This window comes from Actinomadura rugatobispora (assembly GCF_042656285.1).
In the GTDB taxonomy this organism is placed as follows: Bacteria; Actinomycetota; Actinomycetes; order Streptosporangiales; family Streptosporangiaceae; genus Spirillospora; species Spirillospora rugatobispora.
The window spans coordinates 12,706-26,361 of sequence record NZ_JBHSON010000011.1 but is presented as its reverse complement, the minus strand read 5'-3'; the positions used below and the strand labels follow the sequence as shown (position 1 = coordinate 26,361).

The window sequence follows — 13,656 nt, the reverse complement described above, 5'->3', positions numbered from 1 at the left end:
ACCTCCACGATTTGCACACCATTGTGGTCGTCCCGACGGCAGCTTAGGCAGACTCGCGGCCCAGGTCACACCCGGACCGGTGAATCGGCGCCCACTCGTCCGTTCCATAAGACCACGGACGGTCATCGATCCGCGGCTCTCCGCTGCACGTTACGCCGCACGAGCGGCAGCCGTACCTCGAAGAGCGCTCCCCCTGCGGGGGCCTCACCCACCGTGAGCGTACCGCCTTGCGCCCTCACCAGGTCACGCGCTATGGCCAGGCCCAGCCCGGCACCGCCCTCGTCGCGGGCACGGGCGTCGTCCAGGCGCACGAAACGCTCGAAAATACGCTCCCGGTCGGCGGGCGGCACCCCGGGCCCGTCGTCGGCGACGCGCAGGACGGCCGCACCGCCGGCTTCGTCGAGTGTGAGCAGGACGACACCGGCGGCGTGCCGCTCGGCGTTGTCCAGGAGGTTGCCCAGGACGCGCGCGAGGCGCCCCTCCGGACCGGCGGCGGTCGGCGAGGCCCGCACCTCGGCCTCCACCCTGACGCGGCGGCCGCCGCCGGAGCGCCGCGCCGCCTCCTCGTGGACGAGGTCGGCCAGCTCGACCGGCCTGGCCCGCTCCGCCGGGGACGGCCGGTCGCCCGCGTCCAGGCGGGCGAGCAGCAGCAGGTCGGCGGCCAGGTGCTGGAGCCGCACGACGTCGTCGACCAGGCCGTCCAGGTCGAGCAGCTCGGGGTGCGCGGCGGCCACCTCCAGCTGGGTCCGCAGCGACGCGATCGGGCTGCGCAGCTCGTGCGAGGCGTCCGCGACGAAGCCGCGCTGCCGCGCCACCGACCCCTCCAGCGCCGCCAGCGTGGCGTTGGTGGTGACGGCCAGGCCGGCCACCTCGTCCCGCGACCCGGGCTCCGGGACGCGGCGGGTCAGGTCGCCCGAGGAGGTGATCGCGGCCATCTCGGCGCGGATCGCCTCCACCGGGCGCAGCGCCCGCCGGGTGACCAGCCAGGTGACCGCGGCGACCACGGCCAGCAGCACGGGCAGGCCGACCAGCATCGCGCGGGCGACCGTCCCGACCGCGTCCCGGGTGGTCGACAGGTCGGCGCCCGCCCGCACCGTGAGCGTCTCCCCGCCGGGCGTGGACACCCGCAGGGTGGCGAACCGGTAGTCGGCGGTGTGGTCGTCGACGGTCGCGGTGCCGCCGGTGAGCCGCGGATCGTCGGAGATCTCGCCGCGGCCGGGCCGGGAGTCGTCGTCGCCGCGCTCGTGGTCCCCGTCGTCGTCCTCCGGCGCGGCCGGGACGGGGACGGGCCGTCCGGCGGGGACGCCGTCGACCGCCCGCAGGTCGTCGTCGGCCGCCCGCACCCGGCCCCGGGAGTCGATCACCTGGAGGGGGTGGTCCTCGGCGTCGGGCAGGTCGAGCCGGTCGTAGGGCGTCCCGGCGGCCAGCTGCGCCGCCACGTCCCGCGCCGCGACCTCGGCCTCCAGGCCGGTCCGCCCCGCCAGGTCGGCGCGCAGCAGCAGCACCACGGCCAGCCCGGCGACGATCAGCGCGCCGGCGACCACGGCGGTGGCGGCCGCCGTCGTCCGCGCCCGTACCGACCGCACCCCCATCCGCCTCACGGCCGGTCCCGCCCGCCCGCGCCGCCGTCGGTGGCCAGCCGGTACCCGGCGCCCCGGACGGTGACGATGGAGCGCCGCCCGAACGGCGCGTCGATCTTCCGGCGCAGCGCGCTCACGTACACCTCGACGATGTTGGGGTCGCCGTCGTAGGCGAAGTCCCAGACGTGCTCCATGATCTGCGCCTTGGACACCACCTGGCCCGCGTTGACCGCCAGATGCTCCAGCACCGCGAACTCCTTGGCGGTCAGCTCCACCTCCTCGTCCCCGCGCCGCGCCCGCCGCGCCGCCGGGTCGACGGTGAGGTCGCCCAGCAGGATCGACGGGACGGCCCCGCCCCGCGACCGGCGCCGCAGCAGCGCCCGGATCCGGGCCAGCAGCACCACGTACGAGAACGGCTTGGTGAGGTAGTCGTCGGCGCCGGTGTCCAGGCCCTCGGCCTCGTCGTACTCGCCGTCCTTGGCGGTCAGCATCAGGATCGGGGTCTCGTCCCCGGCGGCGCGCAGCTCGGCGCAGACCCGGTAGCCGTTGAGGCCGGGCAGCATGATGTCCAGCACGATCAGGTCGTAGCCGCGTTCCAGCGCCCGGTCCAGGCCGGTGCGGCCGTCGTGCGCGACCTCCACGGCGAAGCCCTCGGCGGCCAGGCCCCCGGCCAGGGACGCGGCGAGGCGTTTCTCGTCCTCGACGATGAGCAGGCGCATGCCCCACAGGGTGCCAAACCCGAGCTGAAGCTTTCTTCAGGTGGCTTCAGGTTCGGCTCAGGTAGGCCCGGCAGTGTGGCGGTCGTTCACAGCGGAACGCGATCCACGGGAGGGATCATGCGGAGGATTCTGGTGACGGTCGTCGCGGCGGGAGTGCTGGCCGCCGGGGGAGCGGGCGCCGCTTTCGCGGCCCAGGGCGACGACCGGGGCGGCCGGGACGGCGAAGGCCGGGACGACCGCGTCGCGGGCGTCCGGGTGGCCGATGTGAAGATCACCGCCGAGCGGGCCGCGGCGGCCGCGCTCCAGGCGGTCCCGGGCCGGATCGAGTCGCTGGAACTCGACGACGACGACCGCGACCGGGTGGTCTGGGACGCCGACGTGCTGGCCGACCAGGGCGGCGCCCGGCGCGAGGTGACCGTGGACGCGACCACCGGCAAGGTGATCGCCAACCGGGCGGACAAGGACGACAAGGACGACGACGGCGACGACGACCGGGGCGACGACGCCGCGGAGGCCACCGGCCTCAAGGGCGCCAAGCTGGACGCCGCCCGCGCGGTCCAGGCCGCGCTGAAGACCGCCCCCGGCACGGTCACCTCCGTCGAGTTCGAAGATGGCCGATACTGGCAGGTCGACGTGACCGGCGCGGACGGCAAGGAGCGCGAACTGAACGTGGACGCCGCGTCCGGCAAGGTGACGGCCGACACCGCGGACACCGACGACGACGGCGACGACGACTGACCGCCGGTTCTGACCGGGCCCTGACTGGACACGGGTTTACTTTTCGTCTCCACTGAGCAGGTTCCAGCATTGCGCGCCCGGTTTCGCGTCAGGGCTCGGCCGACAGGAGGTCACGGGGTATGCGGATCAGTCTCGTCCAGGGGGACATCACCGAGCAGCAGGTGGACGCGGTGGTGAACGCCGCCAACTCCTCGCTCCTGGGCGGGGGCGGCGTCGACGGCGCCATCCACAGCAGGGGCGGCCCGGAGATCCTGGACGAGTGCCGCAGGCTGCGCGCCTCGCACTACGGGGGCGGCCTGCCGACCGGGCAGGCGGTGGCCACCACGGCGGGCCGGCTGCCGGCCCGCTGGGTGATCCACACGGTCGGCCCCGTCTACTCGGCCGCCGAGGACCGTTCCGAGCAGCTGGCCTCCTGCTACCGCGAGGCGCTGCGGGTCGCCGACGAGCTGGGCATCGAGTCGATCGCGTTCCCCGCCGTGTCCGCGGGCATCTACGGGTGGCCGGTGGAGGACGCGGCGCGGATCGCGGTGGGCACGGTCCGCTCCACCCCCACCAAGATCAACGACGCCCGGTTCGTGCTGTTCACCGAGGACGCCTTCGAGGCGTTCGAGCGCGCCATCTCGCCCTGACCCCGCCGCGGGCCTCTCCGCCCGGTCTCCGGGGCGCTCAGCCGTCCCCGGGGCCGGGCGGCACCACGAGGACGGGGCGCCGGGCGTGGTGCAGCACGCGGTTGGACACGCTGCCGAGCAGCACCGACTTCACCGCCGACAGGCCGCGCGAGCCGATCACGACGAGGGTGGCGTCCATCTCCTCGGCGACGTCCACGATCGCCGCCCAGACGGGCCCGTTGCCGCGTTCGGCCCGCGCCGTGGCCTCGGGGAACCCGGCGGCGGCCGCGAGCCCGGCGCCCTCCCGCGCGACCCCGGTGGCCTGGCGCTCCTCTTCCCACTGCTCGCCCTCGTCCGGCAGGGGCACCGCCGTCGCGCTCGTGGCCAGCGCCGACAGGGTCAGCTGGGTCAGCAGCGGCTCCCACACGGTCACGACGACGGCCGGTTCCGGCCGGACATGGCCGCCGGCGTAGGCGATGGCGGCATGGGCGTCGGCGGATCCGTCGTAGGCGATGAGGATGGTCATATCCCCTGACATGTCCGAGGGTGCCTAAGGCGGAACGCCATGACGGACAAATCGCGGTCAACCTCTCGGCGGGCGCCCTCCGCCGGGCGGGCCCGCGAACGCCTGGGCCAGGCCGAGCCAGCGGTCGGCGTCGGCGCCGCGCGCGGTGACGGCCAGGTCGGCGCGGTTCCGGCGCTGCGTCACCAGCAGGCAGAAGTCCAGCGCGGGCCCGGTCACCGACTGCGCGGCGTCCTCGGGGCCCCAGGTCCACTCCTCGCCGTCCGGCCCGGTCAGGACGACCCGGAACGCGTCGGCCGGGGCCTCCAGGCCGCGGTTGAGGTAGGCGAAGTCGCGGGTGCGGACGCCGATGTGCGCCACGTGCCGGAGCCGGGCGGTGGGCGCGCGGACGGCGCCGAGCGCGTCGGCCACGTCCTGGCCGTGCGCCCACGTCTCCATGAGCCGCGCGGTCGCCATGGACGCGGCGCCCATCGGCGGCCCGAACCACGGCAGGCGCGCCCCCGCCGGAACGGCCGCCAGCGCCGCGGCCATCTCTCGCCGCCCCGTGCGCCAGCGTTCCAGGAGCGCGGCGGGCGGTTCCGCGGCGCCCTCGGCCGCGCCCTCCTCGACGAACCGCTCGGCCCTCGCCGCCGCCAGGATCTCCCCGAAGGCGTCCGGGTCGGTGGCCGCGATGACGGCCTGGCGGTCCGTCCAGGCCAGGTGGGAGATCTGGTGCGCGACCGTCCAGCCCGCGGCGGGCGTCGGCACGGTCCAGTCGGGCAGCGGGGCCACCAGCGCGTCGAGGGAGTCGCCCTCGGCGGCCAGGTCGGCGAGCAGGGTGCTGAGGTCGGGCATGGGGCAAGGATCTCCTACGCCGGGGGGACCAGGGCGCGGGCCGCCGGGTAGTCGGCCTTCCCGTTGGGCAGCCGCAGCGACTCGTCCGTCCGGACGAACGCCTTCGGGATCTTGTAGCGCGCCAGCCGCTCGGCGCAGGCCGCCCGCAGCGCGGCGTCGTCCGGCGCCCCCGCGGGCCGCAGCACCGCGACGATCTCGGTCCCCCAGCGCTCGCTGGGACGGCCGACCACCAGCGCGTCGGTCACCCCGGGCAGGCCGCGCAGCACCGCCTCCACCTCCTCCGCGAACACCTTCTCGCCACCGGTGTTGATCACGGTGGCCTCGCGGCCGTGCACCTCGATCATGCCGTCCGCCAGCAGCCGGGCCCGGTCGCCCGGGACGACCACCCGCTCCCCGCCGACCGTGAGGAACGTCGCGGCGGTGCGCTCCGGGTCGCCGAGGTAGCCGAGCGGGATCGCGCCGCCCTTGGCCAGCCAGCCCAGCTCCCCGCCGTCTCCGGGCGTCAGCCGCCGCGTGCGGTCGGCGCTGAGGACCGCGGAGCCGGGCGCGGGCCGGAACGGCCGGTTCCCGCTGCCGCGCCGGGTGACCGCGAAACCGGACTCCGAGGAGCCGAGCACGTCGGTGATCCTGGCATTCGGCATCCCGGCCAGCAGCCGCCGCTCCACCCCGGGGTCGATCGCCGCCGCCGAGTTGATCAGGGTGCGGAGCGCGGTGAGGTCGTGGTCGCCGCGCTCCACGGCGTCCGCGAGCGGCCGCGCGAACGCGTCGCCGACCAGCGGCATCCGGGTGACGCGCTCGCGGGCGGCGGTGGCCAGCAGGCCGTCGGCGTCCAGGCCGTCCACCCGGTCCGGGAAGACCACGGTCGCGCCGCCGCACCAGCCGCCCAGCGCCGACCAGGTCCCGGCGCCGTGCATCAGCGGCGGCCCGACCAGCACCCGCGCGTCGGCCTTGGCGGCCAGCTCCACGGCCCGGCCGAGATCGCCGATCGGGACGTTCGCGCGGTCGCGCATCCCGAGCGGGCCCGCGATCAGGTCGCCGATCCGCCACAGCACGCCCTTGGGCAGGCCCGTGGTGCCGCCCGTGTAGAGGATGTGCAGGTCGTCGGGGCAGGGCCGGACCCCTTCGGCCTCCAGTGACTCGGCCGACGCCGCGGCGAGCGCGGCCTCGTAGTCGAAGGCGCCGGGCGGCACCGCGTTCCCCGAGTCGTCGGCGACCTGGAGGAGTAGCGGCGGCGGGTCCAGGCGGGCGGCGACCCGGCCGATCACATCGGCGAACCGGGCGTGGTACAGCACGGCCCGGGGACGGGCGTCGTCGAACAGCTGCGCCAGCTCGTCGTCCACGTACCGGTAGTTGACGTTGAACGGGGCTACCCGCGCCTTGTGCGCGCCCAGCAGCCCCTCCACGTACTCCGGGCCGTTGTGCAGGTAGAGGGCCAGGTGGTCGTGCGGCGACTCCCAGGGCCGGACGGCGGCCGGGTCGCCGCGCAGGCCGAGGCCGTGGCCGTGCAGGACGCGCGCCAGCCGCCGGGTCCGCTCGGCGACCTCGCGCCAGGTCATCCTGCGGTCGCGCCAGACCAGGCACTCGCGGTCGGGCACGGCGGCGGCGATCGCCTCGTGCAGGGTGGCCAGGTCGAGCTGCGGCATCGGCTCTCCTCCCGGAACGCGTGGGATCACCGTAATGGACCGCTTACCGAATCCCGTTCAGCGGGGCCGCCATACCCTCGGAGACGTGTAGGTGGACCCTCCGGGGACGGGAGAGACAGGGGGCATCTCGCCCCGACCCGCGGCCGTGACCGGACCTTGGGAAACAGGACGCGGAGGGCGCCCGTCCGGCCGGATCTCGTGACGGCCCGGACGGCAGCGATGCAACCGCGCATGGAACCAGGCGCCGACCAGGCCGCCCGCGAACGAGAACGCGGCAGCCAGAACAAGAATCCACGTGACGCCCTCCATCAAGGCGGTTCCCAGGGGCCTCATCGGGCCGGGCCCCGGTACGAGGGCGACAGCTCATCGGCCTTGCCATCCGCCTCGCGGATCTTCTCCCTGACCTCTTCCTCGGTGCTGCCGATGACGTTCCGGACCAGCCCGGCCTCGATCTCGGCGGGGGTCAGGGCGTGGCGCCGCCAAGCCGTCCAGACCGATTCGCGTCCCCGATAGGTGATGAACGGCTCCCCCCATCGCCCCTGCGGCTCGGGCACCTCCGGCAGCGGGTCCTGAGGGCTGATGAACGGCGCCTCATTCCGGTAATCCTTCGCAGTCATGCGATCACTCCCCGTTCTGTGTTCTGCGCCACAGACTGCCCCGCCAACCCGTACCTTCGGAAGGTGAACTCATGAAACTCACCCCCTCCGCGACCAGGGAGAGTCCATGTCCGGCACCCCCCGCCGCCTCGACCCCGACCACGACATGTACGACTGGGCGGCCGTTGAGCTGCACAGACTTCGCAAGGAAAGGAATGCCGGCCACAGAGAAATCGCGGACATCATCGGCCGGGATCGCTCGCTGATCTCAAAAATTGAGGCGGGTGAGTGCAGGCTCCAGGAGGATGCGGCGGACAGGATCGATCGTGCCTGGACCACGGGTGGCCTGCTCGGGAGGATCATCAGATGGGCGAAGTCGCGACATTCCTCCGAGTGGAGGGAAGAGCGCGCGGCGAGCGAATCCACGGCCGGCCAGATCCGGATCTGGGCCCTCGGCTGGATCCCCGTCCTCGCCCAGACCGAGGACTACGCCCGCGCCGTCTTCGTCGAGGGCGGGCGGCAGGACGTGGAGCAGGCGGTCAGGGCGGTCATGGAGCGCCAGAAGATCCTCGAACGGGACCACCCTCCACTGGTGTGGCTGCTCATAGACCAAGACGCGCTCGAGCACCAAGTGGGGAGTCGAGATGTCCACCGAGCCCAACTCGCTCGCCTCCTGGAATTGGCGGAGTCCCCGGAGTGGACGGTCAGGATCGTCCGGCGGTCCGCGGGTGGACATGTAGGGCGAGATGGAGCGTTCGAGCTGTATAGGGTGGGCAACGAGGACATTCCCTACACCGAGACGCTCGGCCCTGGTCGACTTGTGAGGGATGCGTCGGAGACGGCCCAATACGAAGTATGGTTTCGCCGGATCGGAGACGTCGCGGAGTCCAAGCACGCGTCCCTGGCCTTGATCCGGGAAATCATGGAGGGATTCAGATGATCAGGTGGCGTAAGTCCAGCCGTAGCGAGGGGAGCGTCAACGGGGCCTGCGTCGAGGTGGCCAGGCTGGACGCCCGTGTCGGCGTGCGCGACTCCAAGGACCCGGAGGGGCCCAGGCTGGCGCTGCCCGTCGAGTCCTTCGCCGGTCTGCTCCGCGAGGTCAAGGATGGCAAGCTCGACCTGTAGTCCCAGAGACGCCACAACCCCGTCCCGCCGAGAAGGATGAGACGGACGAGCCGCGGTTGAACGTACGCACTTTCGACCTCGTCCCAGAGGTGCGGTCTCCGGCGACGCGTGCAGGGTTCCGAGCAGCCAGCCCTGCGCGGAGCCACCCCGGTCCGGCTGCCGAAAGCTGTGCGAGTCCGACCTGGACACCGCAGCGTTGATCGAGCAAGTTATCGACAGGTTGGCCGCGGTCGGGTCGACGCTGGGACGACCGCTCGTCGACACCCTGGAACACAGCGAACTGCGTTACCTTAAGGAGCTACGTCCCGGAAGCCGTGGCCGGTCAGAGATCCGGGTGCTGTTTATCTTCACCCCCCGACCGTGCCGCGATCTTTCTCGTAGTCGGTGACAAGGCCGGGCAGCGGCCCGTTGGTACGACGAGGCCATCTCACTGGTCGTGGCCCGCTACGCCGAGTCTCGGGCCGCGAAGCAGAAGGAGGCCAGACGATGAGCAGCGGACACCGCTGGCAGGACATCAAGGCCGAAGCACACTGCTGCAATCCCGGGCTGGCAGATCCCGAGCGCCAGGCCCAGGCACGCGCCGAACTGGACGCCCATGTCGCCGGACACCACCGCAAGGAACTTCGCAAGGCCATCGGTAAGACGCAGGCCGAGGTCGCCCAGATCCTCGGAGCCTCACAGTCCCGGGTATCCCAGCTCGAGAACGGCGACATCGAAGCGATGGAGTTGGAGACGCTCCGCGCCTACGCCACCGCGCTCGGCCGGCACGTGGACATCACCGTCAGCGTCGGCCCCACTCCATCAAGCTCGCCTGAACCGCGAAGGCTGACAGCAACAGCAGCCACCAGTCCAGCCACGGCGCACGGCTCTGCGATCGTGACACAGCCGCTCCAGAGTCGAGCATCGATGCCTGGGAATGCAGCACCTAATGACTGCCATGGGGAGAGCCACAGCAAGGTCCTCGAGTAGCTCGCGCTAGCCGGAGGCATCGGATCCGGCCAGCATCACGAAATATGCGTGGTAGCGCGTTACTCTCGGTTGCATGGAACCCGCGATCGCAACACTGCTTCGACGCCTTGTCGAGGGGCCGACATTCCTGCTGCTCGGGCAGGCGATCGACGATCTCGTCCCAACGGTTCCGGACCCTGCTCTCGTTGGCTCGCATGCCGAGGCGGCTCATGCGGCTTATGTCGACTATGACCGGACCGTGATGAGGCAGCCCGCACCGCAGTGGTTGGCGGACGCGGCCGACTATCCATGGAACGGCGTGTTCACGTCACGCATAGACTCCGGGTTGTATGGGCTGTTCCAGCGGGACTGGCGCAGGGTAGATCCGACCGGACAACCGCAGCTTGGCAGACACCCCAGGTCGGCAACATCACTGCAGTTGCGCCATCTGTTCGGAGGTCTGGGACTGCCGGAGGAGGAGCGGCCACCTACCGACGCTGTCGCTGAGGTGGAATCGCGGGCCAGGGCTGCTGAGATATTGAACGCCCTCGCGGACACTATCATCACGCCTCGAGGCGTACTCATCATTGATGGTTACCGCGCGGACGACTGGTTGCGACCACAGGAGCTATTTACCTTCGCGACCCGGCTGCAGGCCGGACAAGCGCACCTGTTCTCGGCCACCGACGAGTTGCTCGGCAATCCCTTCATCCGTGCTGCTCAAGAGCGTGGGGTGCTTATCACGCATTGTGAGAGCTTCAACGCTGTGCTCTCAGCGCTGGAGGACTCTGGCCGCTTTCAGCGGCTCGACGCCGGACGGAACGCGCGCGGGGGACGGTTCATCCCCGTTGGCGACACCTTTGCTGAGGTGGATATTGATACGTGGAATCGCGTGGTTGTTGCTGCCCGACCCGTCAACACAGAACTTCTCGAACCCTTCACATCGGCCTCATCAGCGATGAGATATGAGCGATTCCGGCATTTTCTCGGTTCTGGCGAAGGGCAACCACAGTGGAAGGCTGTGGCCAGTGGCTACAACCTGACCCGTGACTTCGAGTCCAAGTTGTTGCACCGAGTGCAATCGGCCCTTGACGAGTTGGGGCTTCCTGAGCCCCTTATCGTTGCAGGGCAAACCGCGACTGGAAAGACAATCGCGCTGTGCGCACTCGCCCTTGAGGTAGCGCGTTCCGGTGAAGCTGCGGTCCTGCATCGGTCGGTGCGTGGCGAGCGGCCAACGTTGGCTGCCATCGAGGCCTTCGCATCGTGGGCGGATCAGAGCCACGGACTGCCGACGCTGCTGGTCTGGGACGGCATGGTTGACGTTGATGAGTACTACTTGCTCCAGCGACAGCTTAGCTCGCGGGGGCAGCGAGTCCTCATCGTCGGCAGCAGTTATCTGCCGCCGCCGGCCCACAAGCGACGCAGCATTATCCGTGTCGAACCGACCCTTAACCCGGAGGAATTTCGAAGGATGACGCAATGGTTGTCAGACTTCGATATCCCCATTCCCGGCAACCTCATGGAAGGTCTCGACTCCTCATTCCTCGCGCTGCTCTACCGACTGCTCCCTGAGACCGAGCGAGGCTTGCGACTTGGGCTCGTTCAGGAGGCGCGGGCGGCCGAGATCGAGCTGGAGAAGCTCTCCATGACCGCTTCCAATAATAGCGAGGCTCGGCTCACTGCTGTCGCGCGCGCGCTTACCGAAGCGGGCTTCAACATCAATGATTTGCGGCCGTCGGATCGCCCGAACGCGGAGTTGATTAATCTGCCTCTCGAGGAGCGGAGTGCGGCAGAGCAAATCACTTCTATGATCCTTGCAGTCGGCCGCCGTGGCCTCCGCATCCCCCTTGAACTGGCGCTGCGCGTTCTCGGCAAAGATGGCGCGGGTAAGCTTATTGACCTAGTCAAGCGCTTCGATATCTTTCGCTGGACGGAGGATGACACTGGTGACCAGTTCCTCGGCTCGCGGACGCCACTCGAGGCGGAGTTGCTTGCCCGTGAGGACCTGTCCATCCGTACCGAGGTCGAGGTCGCCGTCCAGCTGATCACTAACCTGCGGCCACTTTTTGACCGGTGGGGCGGCGGAGAGGTCCAGTTCATCGCCGACCTGATGGAGAAGATCGGACCGCAGTCCGACGATCATCGCTATGCGCCTCACTATCTGGAACTCGCGACCGCTTTCGGCGAGCTAAGGCATAGCCGAGGTCAGACGCACCCCAGACTATCCTTGTTGGAAGCCAATCTGACCCGCGAATACGTCATGTGGGCACAGCAGAACAGCGTTCTGGCGTCGGCGGAGCGGCTCCAACTCATGCGTGACGTTCAGCGGATGCTTGAGGACACGCTTGAGGACGCCGACGCATCGCCGCAGTCCCGACTAAATCTGTTGGTTGAACTTGCTAGCGCTGAGGGCGCACAGATCTTTGAGCTGACAAATTTCGATGAGGACGCAACAGCTTCCCAAGTGCTCGCTCTCATGACGGATGTAACCCGGGCGGCACTGCGGGCCCGCGCTCTTGATCCAGAGAATGTCTACCCCGTTGATGTCATCGCTTGGACAACACGGAACGCAGTGAGGTCCGGAATGCTGCAGGGGCATGACCGACTGGACTTGTTGGCCAATGCCCAGGCATCGCTTGCATCTCTTGACCCTGGGTCGCTCAGCCCTTCCCAGCAGGCCAAGTACGACCTGCGTAATGTGGAGATAGCGGAGTTGCTCGAAGACCCAGCTATGGAGACGAAGCACCTGGTCGCGCTCAGCAACAACAACGATCCCGTCGCATATTACTTCCTTGCATTGCTTGGCGCTCGCGCGGAAGGGGATGGGCCAAAGGTCGCCGTACAGGTCCTGCTTCAGGCGCCACCCGAGGTGCGGTCCGACTGGCGGTGCTCACGGCTCCTGCTCGACCTGTTCTGGGAGTCTAAGACCGGCAAGCGGTTCCTACGCGGTGAGCGCGAGATCGTCGCACTCACCGAACATGACTGGCATGAGTGCCTGACTATAGCTGACGCCATACCCGACGCTGGGGGATACGACCGGTATCGGAGAGATTTCTTGCGCGGTCTCAGCCTGTTCCACCGAGGACAGTACCAGAGCTCAAAGGCGGTCTTCCGCCAACTTGATGACGAGTCACGCGACCTATCGTCGCGCGTCATTTCCAAATACCTCGCCTCCAACTCTGACGGTACCGCAGCCCTATATACGGGCCGAGTTATCTCAGCAACTCCAGACGGGCGCCGTGGCGTCGCCTGGGTCAACGAACTACACATCGAAGTACCCTTCATCCCGATAAGATTTTCGGTATCCGATTACCGAAAAAGGGGCGAGATTTTGCCTGCGTTCCATATCGCATTTAATATGCGGGGTGCGCTTGCTGACCCGATCAGCCGGTTTGCAGGCGTCGCAAGGCGGTCGGCTGATGCAAAGTGAGGTGACGGATTTTCGTAACCGTTGCGTCGTATTGTCGGCCCACCGAAGCATCTGTGTGGGGCTGCCATTTGACAATTCCTTCCTGGAATCGTGGCCGACCAATGTGCACAGCGATGCAGATTTCGCAAGGCTGGTGTCGGTGGCGTACCGGTTGTGGCGAGAAAGCTGGAAACTCGACATTGGATTTCTGATCGGTAACCGGCGTAGCGGCGCGGCGTACGAGTTCGATCAGCTGGTTTATAACTTGCGCACCGCGGCCCAGCACACCGACAACCGTGGCGCTGAAGATCGCTCGCAACGATGGCTCAGAGACGCTTGCGCGGGGCGGGATCCCGAGACCAGAGACGATTGGCACCAATGCGGCACCTTACTGATGAAGTCCCTCAACGCGGCGGTGGAGGTCCTGAACCAGAAGGCCGCCATCGTAAGACGCGATCAAACTCGCCGGGCTAACTGGCAGGCCAAGGTGGGCGAGAGTCCGGAAGCCGCAATCACCAAGGTAGCTGCCGACCTTGGCTTGAGACTGAGCATGCATCAACGCAAGGAGCAATCTCGACGGATTACGAACCAGTGGAAGAATTACGTTCTACGGCCAGGAGAGGCGGCGGCGGACGCGTTGGCCGATCTCGCGGAGCGATCCCTCGTCTCACGGATGGATCCGCTACCGTGCGACTATCTGGATGTCCTAGACGAGCTTCGAGTCCTTGGGTCGCGAGATGCAGTGCCAGCACTGCATCTCGCGCACGCCGTCGCTGAGATTACTGGTGCTTCCGGCGAGGATTTTCTCAAGCAACTCGGCGCGACTTGGGCGTCGCTTCGCGGGTGAGATGCTGGGTGCATTTGGTTACTTTCGATCTTCTCGTGTGGTGTAGCGGGTCGGCGTACGGGTTCGGACTGGGTGGATCTCGCTAA

The 13,656-nt window shown here is 69.0% G+C and carries 14 protein-coding genes; 8 read left to right on the top strand and 6 right to left on the bottom strand.

Features of this window, described 5'->3' with window-relative positions; genetic code table 11:
* Window positions 1–122: 122 nt before the first annotated feature.
* Both ACFPZN_RS09825 and ACFPZN_RS09820 read right to left on the bottom strand, forming a co-directional pair.
* Complete coding sequence (locus ACFPZN_RS09825; protein ID WP_378281680.1) at window positions 123–1,592, bottom strand: sensor histidine kinase; 1,470 nt, start codon at window positions 1,590–1,592, stop codon at window positions 123–125.
* A gap of 5 nt (window positions 1,593–1,597) precedes the next feature.
* Window positions 1,598–2,299 (bottom strand): response regulator transcription factor, encoded by a 702-nt coding sequence (locus tag ACFPZN_RS09820; protein ID WP_378281525.1) that lies wholly within the window; start codon window positions 2,297–2,299, stop codon window positions 1,598–1,600.
* A 117-nt stretch (window positions 2,300–2,416) separates the two neighbouring features.
* On the opposite strand from ACFPZN_RS09820, the gene ACFPZN_RS09815 reads away from it, so the two are divergent.
* Together ACFPZN_RS09815 and ACFPZN_RS09810 are read left to right on the top strand one after the other, a co-directional pair.
* Window positions 2,417–3,037, top strand: coding sequence for a PepSY domain-containing protein (locus ACFPZN_RS09815; protein WP_378281524.1), 621 nt, complete (start codon window positions 2,417–2,419; stop codon window positions 3,035–3,037).
* 119 nt (window positions 3,038–3,156) lie between these two features.
* On the top strand, window positions 3,157–3,666 hold the full coding sequence (locus ACFPZN_RS09810; RefSeq protein WP_378281523.1) for an O-acetyl-ADP-ribose deacetylase: 510 nt from the start codon (window positions 3,157–3,159) through the stop codon (window positions 3,664–3,666).
* 37 nt (window positions 3,667–3,703) lie between these two features.
* Here ACFPZN_RS09810 and ACFPZN_RS09805 read toward each other — a convergent pair whose 3' ends face one another.
* The 4 genes from ACFPZN_RS09805 to ACFPZN_RS09790 form a co-directional block, all read right to left on the bottom strand.
* Window positions 3,704–4,171, bottom strand: coding sequence for a universal stress protein (locus ACFPZN_RS09805; protein WP_378281522.1), 468 nt, complete (start codon window positions 4,169–4,171; stop codon window positions 3,704–3,706).
* A gap of 57 nt (window positions 4,172–4,228) precedes the next feature.
* Complete coding sequence (locus ACFPZN_RS09800; protein ID WP_378281521.1) at window positions 4,229–5,002, bottom strand: TIGR03084 family metal-binding protein; 774 nt, start codon at window positions 5,000–5,002, stop codon at window positions 4,229–4,231.
* Window positions 5,003–5,016: 14 nt separating this feature from the next.
* Complete coding sequence (locus tag ACFPZN_RS09795; RefSeq protein ID WP_378281520.1) at window positions 5,017–6,645, bottom strand: AMP-binding protein; 1,629 nt, start codon at window positions 6,643–6,645, stop codon at window positions 5,017–5,019.
* Window positions 6,646–6,974: 329 nt separating this feature from the next.
* Window positions 6,975–7,262, bottom strand: coding sequence for a hypothetical protein (locus tag ACFPZN_RS09790; RefSeq protein WP_378281519.1), 288 nt, complete (start codon window positions 7,260–7,262; stop codon window positions 6,975–6,977).
* Window positions 7,263–7,368: 106 nt separating this feature from the next.
* Between ACFPZN_RS09790 and ACFPZN_RS09785 the strand changes: the two genes are divergently transcribed.
* The 6 genes from ACFPZN_RS09785 to ACFPZN_RS09760 all read left to right on the top strand — a co-directional run bounded on the left by ACFPZN_RS09785 (window position 7,369) and on the right by ACFPZN_RS09760 (window position 13,570).
* Window positions 7,369–8,181, top strand: coding sequence for a helix-turn-helix domain-containing protein (locus ACFPZN_RS09785; RefSeq protein ID WP_378281518.1), 813 nt, complete (start codon window positions 7,369–7,371; stop codon window positions 8,179–8,181).
* Window positions 8,178–8,366, top strand: coding sequence for a DUF397 domain-containing protein (locus tag ACFPZN_RS09780; protein WP_378281517.1), 189 nt, complete (start codon window positions 8,178–8,180; stop codon window positions 8,364–8,366). The genes ACFPZN_RS09785 and ACFPZN_RS09780 overlap by 4 nt, the downstream gene beginning before the upstream one ends.
* Window positions 8,367–8,562: 196 nt before the next feature.
* Entirely contained in the window at window positions 8,563–8,754 is a 192-nt protein-coding gene (locus ACFPZN_RS09775; RefSeq protein ID WP_378281516.1) for a type II toxin-antitoxin system RelE/ParE family toxin, read from the top strand.
* Between the two features lie 98 nt (window positions 8,755–8,852).
* A complete protein-coding gene (locus ACFPZN_RS09770; RefSeq protein ID WP_378281515.1) occupies window positions 8,853–9,335 on the top strand; it encodes an XRE family transcriptional regulator in 483 nt (160 codons plus the stop codon).
* A gap of 73 nt (window positions 9,336–9,408) precedes the next feature.
* Window positions 9,409–12,744: a P-loop NTPase gene (locus tag ACFPZN_RS09765; protein WP_378281514.1), complete on the top strand. Its 3,336-nt coding sequence runs from the start codon at window positions 9,409–9,411 to the stop codon at window positions 12,742–12,744.
* Window positions 12,680–13,570 carry a hypothetical protein gene (locus tag ACFPZN_RS09760; RefSeq protein WP_378281513.1) on the top strand — a complete coding sequence of 297 codons (891 nt, stop codon included), beginning with the start codon at window positions 12,680–12,682 and terminating at the stop codon, window positions 13,568–13,570. Before ACFPZN_RS09765 ends, ACFPZN_RS09760 begins: the two co-directional genes overlap by 65 nt.
* Window positions 13,571–13,656: the final 86 nt, after the last annotated feature.

What these genes read in the sequence shown, in the direction of transcription:
- ACFPZN_RS09820 (WP_378281525.1), bottom strand. Translation starts at nt 2,299, where the DNA reads ATGCGCCTGCTCATCGTCGAGGACGAGAAACGCCTCGCCGCGTCCCTG.
- ACFPZN_RS09770 (WP_378281515.1), top strand. Translation starts at nt 8,853, where the DNA reads ATGAGCAGCGGACACCGCTGGCAGGACATCAAGGCCGAAGCACACTGC.
- ACFPZN_RS09790 (WP_378281519.1), bottom strand. Translation starts at nt 7,262, where the DNA reads ATGACTGCGAAGGATTACCGGAATGAGGCGCCGTTCATCAGCCCTCAG.
- ACFPZN_RS09815 (WP_378281524.1), top strand. Translation starts at nt 2,417, where the DNA reads ATGCGGAGGATTCTGGTGACGGTCGTCGCGGCGGGAGTGCTGGCCGCC.
- ACFPZN_RS09795 (WP_378281520.1), bottom strand. Translation starts at nt 6,645, where the DNA reads ATGCCGCAGCTCGACCTGGCCACCCTGCACGAGGCGATCGCCGCCGCC.
- ACFPZN_RS09800 (WP_378281521.1), bottom strand. Translation starts at nt 5,002, where the DNA reads ATGCCCGACCTCAGCACCCTGCTCGCCGACCTGGCCGCCGAGGGCGAC.
- ACFPZN_RS09780 (WP_378281517.1), top strand. Translation starts at nt 8,178, where the DNA reads ATGATCAGGTGGCGTAAGTCCAGCCGTAGCGAGGGGAGCGTCAACGGG.
- ACFPZN_RS09825 (WP_378281680.1), bottom strand. Translation starts at nt 1,592, where the DNA reads ATGGGGGTGCGGTCGGTACGGGCGCGGACGACGGCGGCCGCCACCGCC.
- ACFPZN_RS09785 (WP_378281518.1), top strand. Translation starts at nt 7,369, where the DNA reads ATGTCCGGCACCCCCCGCCGCCTCGACCCCGACCACGACATGTACGAC.
- ACFPZN_RS09805 (WP_378281522.1), bottom strand. Translation starts at nt 4,171, where the DNA reads ATGACCATCCTCATCGCCTACGACGGATCCGCCGACGCCCATGCCGCC.
- ACFPZN_RS09765 (WP_378281514.1), top strand. Translation starts at nt 9,409, where the DNA reads ATGGAACCCGCGATCGCAACACTGCTTCGACGCCTTGTCGAGGGGCCG.
- ACFPZN_RS09810 (WP_378281523.1), top strand. Translation starts at nt 3,157, where the DNA reads ATGCGGATCAGTCTCGTCCAGGGGGACATCACCGAGCAGCAGGTGGAC.